General features: G+C 64.8%; 11 protein-coding genes and 1 tRNA gene. 4 read left to right on the plus strand and 8 right to left on the minus strand.

The window, feature by feature from the left end; all coding sequences use genetic code 11:
- The first annotated feature begins 53 nt into the window (after positions 1-53).
- On the plus strand, positions 54-1295 hold the full coding sequence (locus J2X11_RS01175; protein ID WP_309965634.1) for an alpha/beta hydrolase: 1242 nt from the start codon (positions 54-56) through the stop codon (positions 1293-1295).
- On the opposite strand, the gene J2X11_RS01180 is transcribed toward J2X11_RS01175, so the two are convergent.
- Positions 1281-3389: an acyl-CoA dehydrogenase family protein gene (locus J2X11_RS01180; RefSeq protein ID WP_396127842.1), complete on the minus strand. Its 2109-nt coding sequence runs from the start codon at positions 3387-3389 to the stop codon at positions 1281-1283. The two genes, J2X11_RS01175 and J2X11_RS01180, sit on opposite strands and share 15 nt — an antisense overlap.
- A gap of 130 nt (positions 3390-3519) precedes the next feature.
- On the opposite strand from J2X11_RS01180, the gene J2X11_RS01185 reads away from it, so the two are divergent.
- A complete protein-coding gene (locus tag J2X11_RS01185; protein ID WP_309965639.1) occupies positions 3520-4116 on the plus strand; it encodes a TetR family transcriptional regulator in 597 nt (198 codons plus the stop codon).
- Here J2X11_RS01185 and J2X11_RS01190 read toward each other — a convergent pair.
- The 5 genes from J2X11_RS01190 to J2X11_RS01210 form a co-directional block, all read right to left on the minus strand.
- Positions 4113-4781, minus strand: a complete 669-nt coding sequence (locus J2X11_RS01190; RefSeq protein WP_309965642.1) for a hypothetical protein — start codon at positions 4779-4781, stop codon at positions 4113-4115. The genes J2X11_RS01185 and J2X11_RS01190 overlap by 4 nt on opposite strands.
- An 80-nt stretch (positions 4782-4861) precedes the next feature.
- Positions 4862-5557, minus strand: coding sequence for a hypothetical protein (locus J2X11_RS01195; RefSeq protein WP_309965645.1), 696 nt, complete (start codon positions 5555-5557; stop codon positions 4862-4864).
- A gap of 4 nt (positions 5558-5561) precedes the next feature.
- Complete coding sequence (locus tag J2X11_RS01200) at positions 5562-6632, minus strand: NAD(P)H-dependent amine dehydrogenase family protein (protein WP_309965648.1); 1071 nt, start codon at positions 6630-6632, stop codon at positions 5562-5564.
- A gap of 88 nt (positions 6633-6720) precedes the next feature.
- A complete protein-coding gene (locus tag J2X11_RS01205) occupies positions 6721-7788 on the minus strand; it encodes an NAD(P)H-dependent amine dehydrogenase family protein (protein ID WP_309965651.1) in 1068 nt (355 codons plus the stop codon).
- Positions 7785-8585 (minus strand): SDR family oxidoreductase, encoded by an 801-nt coding sequence (locus J2X11_RS01210; protein ID WP_309965654.1) that lies wholly within the window; start codon positions 8583-8585, stop codon positions 7785-7787. Before J2X11_RS01210 ends, J2X11_RS01205 begins: the two co-directional genes overlap by 4 nt.
- 86 nt (positions 8586-8671) lie before the next feature.
- Here J2X11_RS01210 and J2X11_RS01215 point away from each other — a divergent pair, with 86 nt between their 5' ends.
- Complete coding sequence (locus tag J2X11_RS01215) at positions 8672-10294, plus strand: PD-(D/E)XK nuclease family protein (RefSeq protein WP_309965657.1); 1623 nt, start codon at positions 8672-8674, stop codon at positions 10292-10294.
- A gap of 29 nt (positions 10295-10323) precedes the next feature.
- On the plus strand, positions 10324-11157 hold the full coding sequence (locus tag J2X11_RS01220; RefSeq protein WP_309965660.1) for an acyl-CoA thioesterase domain-containing protein: 834 nt from the start codon (positions 10324-10326) through the stop codon (positions 11155-11157).
- Between the two features lie 4 nt (positions 11158-11161).
- On the opposite strand, the gene J2X11_RS01225 is transcribed toward J2X11_RS01220, so the two are convergent.
- On the minus strand, positions 11162-13438 hold the full coding sequence (locus J2X11_RS01225; RefSeq protein WP_309965663.1) for a beta-glucosidase family protein: 2277 nt from the start codon (positions 13436-13438) through the stop codon (positions 11162-11164).
- A gap of 313 nt (positions 13439-13751) precedes the next feature.
- Positions 13752-13841 (minus strand) — tRNA-Ser (locus tag J2X11_RS01230).
- Positions 13842-13850: the final 9 nt, after the last annotated feature.

Genomic DNA, 13850 nt, shown 5'->3' on the forward strand with positions numbered 1-13850 from the left:
ATCTGCTAGAACCTGTTCTACGTGTCAGTGAAGTAACGCCGAGGGAGCCACAAATGTCACGCGGATACGCACGCCGTCAGTTCACGCTCGCTGCTCTCGCCGTCAATGCCGTCCGCCCACAGCGGAATGGTTGGTCCGCGATCCCGAGTTTCGCGTTCGGCTGGCCGACCAGCGAGCTCGCTCCTCACCTGCTCGGTGCCGCTGCCATTGACACCGCCGCCGAGCTGACCGTACGTCGAGGCAAGGCATCGCGCATCGGACTCCTCGCCGGAGTCGCCGCCGCTGGACTGCTGGGCTACACGATTGCCGGCGCGCGTCGTACGGGCACCGAACTCGATGCAGCACTCCGCGAGAGCATCGGTGACGGCTACCTCGACGAGCTTGAGCTTCCCGGCCCGGTCGACCTCCGACTGCCGCGCGGTTCCGTCGCCCGCCCGTTCAGCCTCAAGCAGCGTGACGTCGAAGTGCTCCGCAACGTTCCGTACACCGAAGGTGGCCGCAAGGCCCATCTCGACATCTACAAGCCCAAGGATCGCGAACTCAGCGGCGCCCCAGTCCTGATCCAGGTTCACGGCGGAGGCTGGACGATCGGCAACAAGGAGCAGCAGGGTTTGCTCCTCATGAACCGAATGGCCCAGCAAGGTTGGGTCTGCGTCTCGGTCAACTACCGACTCGCGCCCAAGTACAAGTTCCCGACTCAGATCGTCGACGTGAAGCGTGCGATCGCGTGGGTCCACGAGAACATCAAGGAGTACGGCGGCGACTCGTCGTACGTCGCGATCACCGGCGGATCAGCCGGAGGTCACCTGGCTGCTCTCGCAGCACTCACTCCTGGCCTTGCTGACTACCAGCCCGGGTTCGAGGAAGCTGACACGTCGATCTCGGCCTGTGTCCCGTTCTACGGTGTCTATGATCTCGCCGGCATCACCAACGAGCGGGCAGCGATCGAGATGCGCGATGCCTTCCTCGGACCGCGCGTGTTCGGCAAGGACCCCAAGACCGACCTCGATGACTTCATCCAGGCATCGCCGCTGTCGCACGTCACAGAGCACACGCCTGACTTCTTCGTCATTCACGGCACCAACGACACCGTCGTGTCCGTGAACCAGGCACGAACATTCGTCGCTGCGCTCAAGGAGAAGTCCGACGCATCGATCACGTACGCCGAACTGCCTGGCACTCAGCACGCGTTCGAGGTGTTCTCCTCCATACGCAGCCAGCACACGATCGCTGCAGTGTCGCGCTGGCTCCAGTGGCACCGAGCCAAGGCCGAGAAGGCGTCAGCTGCGAGGTAGTCCGAGGACGCGTTCGGCGACGACGTTGCGCAGGATCTGCGTCGTGCCGCCGGCGATCGAGAGGCAGCGGTTGAGCAGCATCTCGTGAACGTCCTTGGTGATCTGCGGATCGTCGTGCGTGAAGAGCGCTGAAGGTCCCAGCAGGTCGACGACGAGCTCCGCCGCTTCCTGACGGTTCTTGACGCCGAGCAGCTTGGCGACGCTCGACTCAGGACCGGGGCCTTGGCCGCCGATCGAGCGAAGCGTTGTCCGCACGCCGAGCAACTGGCACAGCGTCGCGAGCGCGACTTGGTGGCCGACCAGAGCGGCATCCGTGTCAGACTCGCGATCAGCGATCAGATCGACCGCGCGTTCGGTGCTCACGCCGAGCTTTGAGCTGCCCATCGCTACGCGCTCGTTGGCCAACGTCGTACGAGCCAGCTTCCATCCGCCGTTGACCTCGCCCACGACACAGTCATCCGGGACGAATACGTCATCGAGGAACACCTCGTTGAACATCGCGTCACCGGTGAGCTCGCGCAGCGGGCGGATGTCGATGCCCTTGGAGGTCATGTCGACGAGGAAATAGGTGATGCCCTTGTGACCGGCGTCCTTGTCGGTACGGGCCAGGCAGATGCCCCACTGCGCATCCTTGGCTCGTGAGGTCCAGACCTTCTGACCCGTCAGCTGCCAGCCACCGTCAACCTGCACTGCCCGCGTGCTCAGCGCTGCCAGGTCGGAGCCGGCGCCGGGTTCGCTGAACAGCTGGCACCAGAAGATGTCGCCGAGCAAGGTCTGCTTCACGAACCGCGCGTGCTGCTCGGCCGTGCCGTGCTCGACGATCGTCGGGACAGCCCAAGCGCCGATCACCAAATCGGGGCGAGTGATTCCCGCGCGAGCGAGCTCCTCGTCGACGACGAGCTGCTCGACCGGTCCGGCGTCGAGTCCGTAGGGCTTGGGCCAGTGCGGTGTCAGGTACCCGGCATCGGCAAGGGCAGCACGCTGCTGGTCAGCGGGCAGTGCGGCGATCGCGTCCACGCCACCACGGGTGGCTTCGCGGAACTCGGTGTCTGCACCCTCGAAGTCGATTTCGAACGAGCGGCGCTGGCCGGAGATGGCTCGGCGGGCCAGACGGGTCGCCGACTGCTCGGTGCCCCCGGTCAGCGAAGCGACAGTCAGATCGAGCGCAACGGCTCGACGTAGATAGAGATGTGCGTCGTGCTCGAACGTGAACCCGATGCCGCCAAGGACCTGGATGCAGTCGCGAGCAACCGAGACGGCGCCGTGAAGCGCGACGGTTGCGGCGACATCCGCTGCGAAGTCGGCCTCGCCCGTCGGTGCGCCAGCGCTGATGGCGGTGCCGGCATCCCACGTGACTGCGTTGATCGACTCGGTGGTCTCGAGCATCTGCGAGCAGAGGTGCTTGATGGCCTGGAACGATCCAATCGGCTTGCCGAATTGCTCGCGCACCTTGGCGTAGTCGACTGCGGTGTCGAGGCACCACTGCGCAATGCCCGCGGCTTCCGCCGAGGCGAGAGCAATGAGCACGCGGCGTACGGCGTCAGTGTCGACACCTTCGAGCTGTACGACCTGTTCGGCTGCGACTCGTACGCGACCGCCACGACGGGAAAGGTCGACGCCAATCTCGGGCTCGGCGGTCCACCCGTCGGCGCCGATCAGGATCCACCCGCCATCGGTGGTCGGGGCGAGGAGCCAGGCTGCGTCGACGATGTCGATCGCTGCATCGAGGTCGCCGGACGCTCCGGAGCCGTCAAACACGAGCGCACCACTCACGGCAACGCCTGCAGAAGCGCCCTCAGCGATGGCCGCGACCACGTCGCCTGCACCCGCCTGTGCGGCGATCTGAGCGACAACCGTCGTGCTCAACAGAGGCCCGGGAAGCATCGCGTATGCGGCCGACTCAAGCGCGACCATCTGGTCGAGCAGGTCTCCGCCGCCGCCGCCCTGGGACTCGGCAATGCTGATTCCGGAGAGGCCCGCCTCAACGACGGACTGCCAGGTTTTGGCAAAGCCCGCGGAGGCTTCGTTCTCGACGTCTCGCAGAGCGGAGGGACCGTCGAGGCCAGCAGCCCATGACCGTAGGCTGGTGCTCAATTCGAGATGGTCCCGCGTCACGCCGACCGGCATTGAGGGTCGCCTCCAAATCTAGAACGTGTTTCAATAATCATACCGAGGTTCGGCGTGGCTGGTTTCAGCAGCAGCCGTGGACAGGAGACGATGACGCATGACCAGCGTGACGGAGACAACTCCCGGCTCCAACGCTCAGCGTGAGCGCCGCCGCCGCATTCTCGACGCCACGATCACTCTCGCCGACTCGGGCGGGTTCGACGCAGTCCAGATGCGGGCCGTCGCTGACAACGCTGATGTCGCACTCGGAACGCTCTACCGCTACTTCCCGTCCAAGATCCATCTCCTGGTCACCGCCCTCGGTCGCCAGTTCGACCGGGCCGAAGAGCAGTCGCGCAACCGGCAAGTTCCCGGCGACACCCCGCACGAGCGCGTCATGTACATCCTTGGCCACACGACCACGGCTCTTCAGCAGCAGCCCGAACTCACAGAGGCACTGACTCGCGCCTTCATGTTTGCCGACGCCTCAGTCGCCGACGAGATCCACTTCGTCGGTATGAAGCTGACCGCCATGATCACCCGCGCGATCGACGGCACCGAAGAGAACCGTGAGCCGACCGACGAGGACACGGCAATCGTCCGCGTCATCAGCGACGTCTGGTTCACCGCGCTCATGGGCTGGGTTACCGGCCGCACCCCGGCAGAAGACGTGACCAAGTCGGTCGACGTCGCCGTACGCCTGCTCCTGCGCTAGTCCTTCGAGGCGTGGCACCCGTGCAGGGTGTTCGTCCGGGTTGCAGTCGCCGTGTGGCCCTGTCGGTCGCGGACCGTGAGGACCCAGGTCACGGTGTGTGCTGAGTACGTGTAGTAGTCCGGCGGCTCCAGGTTCCAACCACCGACCGTCTGGCTCCAGTGCGTCGAGTCATCCTTGTCCATGTCGCCGCCGCCCGAATGTCCCTTGTACGCGAAGGTCACCTTCGCCGACGTCACGCCGGCGCCAACGATGGTCGCCTTGAGCTTGGCGTACGTGTAGTCGGACGACGATGAGGCGTCATCCGTCGAGTGACACTTCACGTTAGAGCTCGAGTCGAGCGTCTCGTACATGTCCTTGGGCGTCACGCTGAATGCCGAGATGGCCAGGCTCTTCACCGGAGCCGTCGGGGGCAACGTTGTTGGCGTCGTCAGCGTCGCCGTAGGGGTGGTCGGCGTCGGAATCGCGGTCACCGTCTTGGTTGGCTTCGGTGTCGCGGACGGCGTCGCAGAAGCTGAGGCCGTGGTCGTGTCCTCGGGGCTGGGTGCCGCGGACGGATCATCATCTCCGGACGCCTGGACCACGCCGAACGTGATGGCGCCAGCGGCAACCACGCTGGCGGCGCCGATGAGGAATCCCTTGCTGGCGAGGAAAGTGGCGAGGTTCATGGCGCTCCAGATCGGGTGGCAGGCAGTGCGATGATTTCACGCAGCAGGACCGCTCCGCAGTGGGGTTTTCCCGGTTCTGACTAGGCCAGGTCGCTGAACGTGACCATCGACATGCCGTAGCCCCTGAAGTAGCGCGCCACCACGGTGCTGGGCTTCCCGCCGACCACGCACGATGCCGTCACCACCCGTCCGGACGCGATCAGCTTCGAGACCTCGCTGATGCCCTCTGACTCCAAGGCATCCCGGAGAGACCTTTTGCGACGCCAGCCGAAGTAGCGAGATGCGCCGATGAACTGCAGCGACTGGACAACTCCGAGGATCCGGAACATGCGGGCGAACTGGCCGATGGCGGCACCGAGGTGCGCCCGAGACGGCTTCATCAGCTGTCGATAGACCGGTCGCGGCTCCCAGTGTGCGGCCATGCGACGCACCTTGAGCACGCCGTCCTCGAACGCGGTCTCGTAGAGAAGGTGTGCCGGCGTACGTACGACGACGCCAGGGCGCAGCGTGGTCACGATCGATACGTCGCGCACGACATCGAAGCCGTCGATCCAATCGTTGACGACCTCGAACTCGATCTTGTTGGGCGCGATGAACGTGTCCCAGAACCGGCCAAGCCCGCCGGACTCGGACGAACGGACCGGGCGCGACCCGACGGGATCCTCCACAACGTGCAGGCTTCCGAAGATGTCTATCCAACCGGCCTTGTCGAACTCGGCAACGAACGCAGGCGACGACCGGACCAGAGCGAGTACCTCGGACCGGTCGGGCAGCATTACTTCAGCGTATGTTGCCGCGTCCCGCGATGAGCGGGAGGTCGAGTGCGGTCACCCATCCCGGAGGCAGGTCGTTGACGGCCGAGACCGCGTTGAGAGCACGCATACCGGTCGCTAGGCAGCCAGCGGTTGCCGCATCGCGGCCGCTGCCGTCGTCGAAGCGGAACGCAGTCTCCTGAGTGATCGACGGCGTGCCCTCGAGCTCGACGCGGTAGACATCATCGTTCGCACCACGCGGCCAGTCAGGCGCAGAGTTCTCGCCGACACGGTTGATGTGGCGCAGTTGGATACGGGTCTCACCCTTGTAGATGCCGTTGATCGTGAAGTCGACCGCGGCGACATGGCCCGGAGCAATCGGCCCCTTGGCGCTTGGCACCTCGACGTCGGTGACCCACTTGTCGTACGTCGTGGTGATCTCGTCGAGTTCGATGCCGACAGCCTCGGCCATCATCGGGACGGTCGCGCCCCAGGCCATCACAAGGATGTCAGTGTGCTCAAGTAGTGCCTTGACCTCCGGCTCGCGGCCGATACCCATCTCGTCCTCGTAGTCGCCGAGGTAGTTGGAGTAGTCGAGGATCTCGAGCGCACGTACGACACGGACCTCTGACGTCAGACCCATCAGAGTCATCGGGAACAGGTCGTTGGCGAAGCCGGGATCGATACCCGTGGTGAAGCACGAGGAACCGCCGGCCTTGCAGGCTTCGGTGACCGGATCGATCCAGATGTCGGGGTTCTGCTTCATACCCGGCCAGACCCATGGCGTCATGGCGGTCGACGTGACGTCGACACCTGCGCGCAGGAATGCGGTCATGACGCGGATGTTCTCGTCGGCGTACTGCGCGGTCGGGCCGTAGTGAACCAGCGCGTCAGGCTTCAGAGCGACGAGAGCATCGAGGTCATCCGAGCACAGGATGCCGACCGGGTCGCGGCCGCAGAGCGTACCGACGTCGACACCGACCTTCTCCGGGTTGCTGACGCCGACACCGACGAGCTCGAACTCGGGGTGGTCAAAGACCTCATTGAGTACGAGCTTGCCGACGAAGCCCGTGCCCCAGACCACGATCCGCTTGCTCATGAGTCGCCTCCATCGAAGACGCTCGCGACATCGATGGCTCGAGTCGCGTTCGAATTCCTAGCCTGAATGGCTCTCTCGCTTCGCTCGTTCACGTGACAACCAATCCCTTGCCAGTCACGAGCGGCAGATCGAGTGCGGTGACGAGTCCCGGCTGAGCTGCGACCACAGCCGGAACAGAGTTGACCAAGCGCATCGCCGTTGCCTTGAGGCCGGCGGTGTTGTGGTCGCCGTCGGTTCCGAGCAGCTGCAGGTCGAGTGTGTAGTTGGGCTCGCCCTTGATCTCGACGCGGTAACAACCCAAGCCGGCAGGCTGCGGCCAGTCGGGACCGATCTCGTCGTGGACGCGGGTGACGTGCTCCAGGACGACGACCTGCTTGCCGTTGACGATGCCGCGTACTTCGAAGTGCAGACCGGCGACGGTCCCCTCTTCGATGGTTCCGCAGTCGATGTCGAACGTCTCAGTCGCGGGAAGGCGTTCGTAGAACTCCTCGACGCTGTCGAGCTCGAGACCGAGTCCGGCGGCGATCTGATGCACGACGCTGCCCCACGCCATCGACAGGATGCCCGGCTGCAGCAGCATCGGGACGTGATCCATCGGCATGCCAAAGCCCATGACGTCGAACACGATCATGCGCTGGTTGTAGGTGTTGTAGTTGAGCACCTCGGAGCAGCGCACCTGATCGATGCGCTCGCTGACGCTGGTCAGCACCAACGGGAGCACATCGTTGGCGAAGCCCGGGTCGACACCGTTGACGTACAGCGAGACACCGCCGGCGACGGCAGCCTTCTTCACGCCTTCAGCCATGCCGAGCGCCGGCCCCGCAGGGAACTGCAGGAAGACCGGTCCGCTCGAGACAACATTGATGCCAGCAGCCAGGAGCAGCTCGAGGTCGGCGATAGCCTCGAAGAGACGGTCGTCGGCCATGGCGCAGTTGACGACACAGTCGGGCTTGAGCGCCAGGATCTCGTCGACGCTGTTGGTCGCGAGCACACCCAGGTCGCGGCCGAGGCCAGCGAGCTGTCCGGCATCCTGGCCGACCTTGTCGGGGTTTGAGACCCAAAGGCCGACGAGCTCGAGATCGGGGCGAGCATCGATGCCGGCGATGGCATGACGACCGACGTTGCCGGTGCTCCATTGGACGACGCGCAGGGTCATTCGGGTACTCCTAGGTCGGGGAAGCCCATGTCGAGGTTGGGCTGATCGATGCCGCCGTCGACCTCGATGATCTTGCCGGTGAGGTAAGCGCCGGCGGGGCTGGCGAGGAACAGCACAGTGGCTGCAATGTCATCGGGATCGCCGATGCGGCGCAGCGGAGTGTTGGACTCCATCTGTGCCGTCAAGCCTTCGTCTCCGGTCACGAGCTCCAGGGCGGAGGTCGCGACGGATCCGACGGCGATGGCGTTGACGCGGATGCGGGGTGAGAGGTCACGAGCGGCGAGGCGCGTCCAGTGCGCGAGCGCAGCCTTGGCCGTGCCGTACGCGAGGTAGCCGCGACCGCTGACTCGCCCCATAACGGACGAGATGTTGACGACGGAGCCGCCATCGCCTTTGAGCAGGTGCGGCACAGCAGCACGCGTCAGGGCGTGAGCCGTCGAGACGTTGAAGTGGAACGCGCCTTCCATTGCGGCGACGTTGGTCTTGATGAACTCCTTCGGCATCGAGCCACCAACGTTGTTGACGATGATGTCGAGGCGGCCAAACGAGTCGACCGCAGTCTGCGCAAGGGCAGCGACCTGGTCGAGATCCTGCAGATCGGCAGCGACGATGACCGCCTTGCGACCGAGGGCCTCAATTTGGGTGGCTACCTCCTTGAGCTGATCTTCAGTTCGAGCGGCAAGGACAATGTCGGCGCCGGCTTCTGCGAGAGCGAGAGCACTAGCGGCTCCGATCCCTCGGCCGGCTCCGGTGACGACGGCTACGCGGTCGTCCAGACGGAATCTTTCAAGCACCATGGCGGGGACATTAGCAGCAAACTAGAACACGTTCTAGTCTTGACGAGGCGGCCCAAAGTCTCTACACCGCGCAATATGCTGCACGGGTGCAGGACTTCTCGCGGGATCTCATCGGCAACCGAGAGAACCTGCGAATCTCCGCCACCGACATCGCCAACCACGACTCGTGCGGCGCGTCGATGGCGCTGAAGATCCGCCCTGAGGTCAGCTCCGATCGATGGCAGCGGTCGTTCGGTTCGGAGAAGACGTTCATCCTCGGTGAGGTCGCCCAGCTCGTACGCAGTGCTCACGTCGCCGACGAGGCCAACGATCCGGCGACCCTCATGGCGTGGCTCCAGGAACAGGTCGAGCGGCGCAAGATGCACCGGCTACTGCGCCCCTACGTGATGCGAGCCGTGCCCAACATCCTTCAGGCTCACTGGGACCTCGAGGACGAGATCGGCGAGCTCCGCATGATCCGCGACAGCCCGTCGATCGGCCGACCGCCTCGGACTCTCAACGTGTGGGGGCCGCTCTACAGCACCGAATTCGGTATCCGGGAAGTCCGGCGCTACCGCCTCGGTGCTGCTCACGCCAAGCCGACCGAAGACGACATGTTGTGGGCCCACACCGCGGCGCACATCGCGGCGTCGTACGACGGCCTGCCCGCGGTCACCCGCGTACGCGTCGTCGAGATCGGCGCCGTCGACGGCAGTCTCAGCATTCTGTTCGACGGCAGCCCGGAGCAGGCGACACAGGAGTACGACGCGCACGCCCGCGGCGTCGTTGGTGGGTTGGGCGACTTCGCGGACGTACGACCGGGCTTCGGCTGCAGCTCGTGCAAAATCGCCGGCATCTGTGACGCCCTCGTACCGATGCCTCGAATGCTGGGGCAGGACGCCAAGGGCTACGCCTCGCGCTCGGTGGCTCCGTCGGACCTCGATCGCTACCGCGTCTGCCCCGCCCAATGGCTGCTCGCCTCAGACCTCCATCTGCCGCGGACCGATGAGTACACCGAGGCGCAGACTCGCGGACTCCTGGTGCACGAGTGGCTCGAGGCGGCGCACAGGCGATCGGTTGGCTGCACCGACGCTGACCTGCCCGAGCCGGGCACCGGCATGGGCCCCGCGCAAGGAGTGATGACTCCTGAGGAGTACGCCGTCGCGTACCCATTCCTTCGCCATCACGTCTCGACGTGCCCACTCTCTGCCGACTCCGTCGAGGTGCTCGCGGTCGAGGAGTCGTCGTTCGGATTCGACGTTGACGCCGATGTCGTCACGGTGACCAAGCCCGATCTCGTCTATCGGATCGGCGATCGCCTGATCATCCGCGAGTTCAAGACCAGCAGCTCGCTGCCCAAGGGCGGGGCTGAGCAGGTCTACGGTCAGACAACCCAGATCGCCTTTCTGCTCTCGATGCTCTCGAGTGGGCTGAAGGATGCGTACGGAGCGACGGACGCGACCGTCGAAGTCGAGGTGCTGACTCCCGACGGCAGCGACCTCTTCGCCTGGGATCTCGACGACCGCGAGACCCTCACGATGGCCAACGATGACCTGGCGTCTGCCGCGGGCCGCTGGCACTTTGACTCGACCTGGGAGACCAACCCTGGGGAGCACTGCCTGTGGTGCCCAGTCAGTCAGTGGTGCCCCGACAGCGAGGCGTTCCAGAAGACCGTCGGCGGTAGCGGCCCGGTGCTCGATCCGATCGACGATCCACCGCCGCCGTTCTAGCCGAACCGCGGGCCTGCCACTCTTTCTCCATGAACCTGTCCATGTTCACCCTTGAGAACGACCAGCTCGTTCCCGGTGACATTGCCCGAAGCATGTGGAGCCCGGACCAGATGCACGGCGTCGCCGTGAGTGGCGCGCTCGCCCGCGGTCTGGAGACCAAGTTGGCCGAGATCGGCCGTACGGACCTGATCCCCGCGCGCTACACGGTGGACCTGTTCCAGCCCGCCAAGATGGCGCCATGCACCGTCGTCACTGAGGTCATCCGCGAGGGACGACGCCTCGCGTTGATCGATGCCGCACTGATGCAAGGCGACGTACGCGTCGCGCGCGCCAGCTGCATCTTCCTGCTTCCGACGGAGAACGCTGGCGGAGAAGTGTGGACCGCCGAAGACCACCCCGTACCCCCACCGGTCGACGTTGCTCCAGTCAGTGACCAGCCCCGGGTGCCGTTCTTCAAGAGCGATGCCGACTGGTCACAGTCGTTCCCCGAGCACCAGAACGCCGGTCGCAAGCAGACCTGGCAGGTCGGACTGCCCGTCGTTGACGGTGAAGCCGGCACGCCGTTCCAGTCCGTCGCAGCGATCGCTGACGGCACGAGCATGGTCGTGAACTGGGGCACCGAAGGTGTCCAGTACATCAACACCGACATCACCCTCGCTCTCGCGCGCAAGCCCGTGAGCATGGAGGTCGGGCTGTCAGCTACCGACCGCGTGGAGATCGATGGCATCGCCGTCGGTACGGCAGAGGTCTACGACCGCGCTGGCCCTCTTGGCACGGCGATGGTGACCTCATTGGCCAACGGCAAGCGCCCCGTCAGCTTCGAAAACATGGAATACACCGACGAGGGCGAACGCCTCTCCTAGAGGATCAGCAGGTTCCGCCGCCACGCGCGATCGACTTGGCGAGCGGCAGATCTGCCGACGAGCTACCCACGCGAACCTTGTAGCAACCTCGCGTGACGGTCCAGCCGCTCTTCCAGATCGAGAAGGCGCTGCGGTCGAGGGTGAGCGTGATGCTTGCGGACTTGCCTGGCTTCAGGAAGATCTTCTTGAAGGCCTTGAGCTGCAGTGGCGGCTCGCCGGCCGCCTTGGGGAACGCGACGTACGCCTGAGCCACCTCGGCGCCGGAACGAGAACCGGTGTTGGTGACCTTCACGCTCACGGTCGCGGCGCCACCGGCCTTCGGAGTGACCTTGAGGCCGGAGAAGGCAAACGATGTGTAGGACTTGCCGTACCCGAACGGGAAGAGCGGCTTGATGTTCTTGGCTTGATACCACCGGTAGCCGATGAGGAGCTTCTCGCTGTAGGTCGAGCGCGGGATGCCGTCCGTCCCCGTCACGCCGGGGAACTGCTCGGGCGTACGCAGCGGTCCGTCACCCACCTGCTTGGGGAAGGTGATGGGGAGTTTTCCGGAGAAGTTGGAGTCGCCGAAGAGCAGGCTCGTGATCGCGTCGCCATCCACCTGGCCGGGGTACCAGTTCTCGACGACCGCCTTGACCGAGTCCAGCCACGGCATGGCCAGCGGGCCACCGTTCTGCAGCACGACGATCGTGTTGGGGTTGGCCTCAACCACGGCCTTCACCAGCGCGTCCTGGTCTCCGGGGATACCAAAGCATCGGCTGACCAGGCCTTGGAGCACCTCGAGGAACGGATTGCAGTACGCCTGTCGCGGCGTCAGGTCCGTCCGGTCCTGACCCTCGATCTCGGCATTACCGACGAAGACGATCGCCGCGTCTGCGTCCTTGGCGGCGAGACCGGCGAGCGGCGGGACCGTGCCGGTGTCGTAGGAGACCTTGGTGCCATTGACCGCAGCACGCTTCTTCAGTGCGGCCAATGGGTCGGAGACGTCGGGATGCAGCCCGAAGACTGGTACGTGGTTGCTGCCGAATCCCTGCGACGAAAGCTGGGCACCGAGCGTCGAAGCTGGCAGACCAATGACGGCGATCTTCTTGGCTGACGACTTCAGCGGGAGGATCTTGCCGGAGTTCTTGAGCAGAACCGATCCCTCCTCCGCGATCTTCTTGGCCATCGCGAGGCTCTGCGGAGTCGTCGCTACCGCCTTTGCTGCCGCGTCACCAGTGACGGGCGGGTGCTCGAACAGGCCGAGCCGGAACATCGGGGTCGCGATGCGGCGAATCATGTCGTCCACTCGCGCTTGCGGCACCGAACCGTCCTCCACCGCAGCCTTGAGCTTCGGTCCCCACTTTGCGGGCTGCGCTTGGGAGATACCCGCGTAGCCGTCGCCAGCCATCTCCATGTCGAGACCTGCGTTCGCGGCGTCCGCGGTGGTGAAGTGCGCGCCCCAGTCGCTCATCACGAAGCCATCGAAGCCCATCTCCTTCTTGAGGAGATCCGTCAGCAGCGCCTTGTTCTCGCAGGCGTAAACAGAGTCGACCCGGTTGTACGAGCACATGAACGAACCGACGCCAGCCTTGACGGCGGCCACAAACGGCGGAAGGTACATCTCGCGCAGCGTCCGCTCGTCGACCTCCGACGAGTTGATCATGCGGTCGGTCTCCTGCTCGTTGAGCACGAAGTGTTTGGCATCGGCCATCACGCCCGGCTTTGACTGAATGCCCTTGATCAGGCCCACACCCATCTGGGTCGTCAGGTGCGGATCCTCGCCCGCATACTCCAGGTTGCGACCCGCCAACGGATTGCGCGACATGTTCATGCCCGGGCCAAGGATGACGTTGACGCCCTTGGCGACCGCTTCGTTCGCCAGCACCTTGCCGTACGCCTTGATCAAGTCGGCGTTCCAGGTCGAGCTCTGCGTAACGCCCTGAGGAAAGGCAGTGGTGCCCTTCTGGTTGAAGCCGATTCCGCCGGAACTGTCGTTGAGCACGAGGTCCGGGAGGCACAGCCGCGGGTTGCCGACGATCACACCAGAGGCACCCTTGTTCGGAGCCTTGGGATTGAGGATGCCGATGCCGGTGACCATCTGGATCTTGTCGTCCAGAGTCATGGCCGCAACCAGTTCCTGCGCGCGCACCTTCGGCGTCTTCGACGCGTCCATCCAGCTACAGGCGTCAGTAGTCGTCTCGGCTGCTGCGGGCGAGAGCGCTAGGGCAGAGCCGGCCATCGCCAATGCCGCCACAAGGACACCTAAACGGCGGCCCCCACGGTTCTCCAGAGTGGCGCGCATGGGAGTCCTTCCTCGAAGCGGTCCAGGAGGGCAGCGTTTCAAACGCGCTCCGTACCCGGTTGCGAAACTGTAACGAGTTCTAGGACGGGTCTGTTACGAATCGAGATCCGTAGAAGAAGGTCGGCGATACCGCGTAACCCGACGGTCGGAGCCGCGTTATTCATCTTGCAGACGGCAACTCCCTCCCGCCTCTGCGGATTTAGGCCCGGCCCGTGGACTCCCTCCCGGCCGGGCTTTCCGCATTCCCGCCGGCTTCGTGCTCGAGAAACGCAACAAGGCCCCACCCAAAACCGGGGTGAGGCCTTCTCGCGTTTGGCGGTGGCGGTGGGATTTGAACCCACGGTGGGCGTGAACCCACACAACATTTCGAGTGTTGCACCTTCGGCCGCTCGGACACGCCACCGCCGAAGAG

Source organism: Aeromicrobium panaciterrae (assembly GCF_031457275.1).
Taxonomy (GTDB): domain Bacteria; phylum Actinomycetota; class Actinomycetes; order Propionibacteriales; family Nocardioidaceae; genus Aeromicrobium; species Aeromicrobium panaciterrae_A.

Bases quoted from the DNA above. Each gene is read 5' to 3' on its own strand.
- J2X11_RS01175 (WP_309965634.1), top strand. From the start codon at position 54: ATGTCACGCGGATACGCACGCCGTCAGTTCACGCTCGCTGCTCTCGCC.
- J2X11_RS01185 (WP_309965639.1), top strand. From the start codon at position 3,520: ATGACCAGCGTGACGGAGACAACTCCCGGCTCCAACGCTCAGCGTGAG.
- J2X11_RS01190 (WP_309965642.1), bottom strand. From the start codon at position 4,781: ATGAACCTCGCCACTTTCCTCGCCAGCAAGGGATTCCTCATCGGCGCC.
- J2X11_RS01195 (WP_309965645.1), bottom strand. From the start codon at position 5,557: ATGCTGCCCGACCGGTCCGAGGTACTCGCTCTGGTCCGGTCGTCGCCT.
- J2X11_RS01200 (WP_309965648.1), bottom strand. From the start codon at position 6,632: ATGAGCAAGCGGATCGTGGTCTGGGGCACGGGCTTCGTCGGCAAGCTC.
- J2X11_RS01205 (WP_309965651.1), bottom strand. From the start codon at position 7,788: ATGACCCTGCGCGTCGTCCAATGGAGCACCGGCAACGTCGGTCGTCAT.
- J2X11_RS01210 (WP_309965654.1), bottom strand. From the start codon at position 8,585: ATGGTGCTTGAAAGATTCCGTCTGGACGACCGCGTAGCCGTCGTCACC.
- J2X11_RS01220 (WP_309965660.1), top strand. From the start codon at position 10,324: ATGAACCTGTCCATGTTCACCCTTGAGAACGACCAGCTCGTTCCCGGT.
- J2X11_RS01225 (WP_309965663.1), bottom strand. From the start codon at position 13,438: ATGCGCGCCACTCTGGAGAACCGTGGGGGCCGCCGTTTAGGTGTCCTT.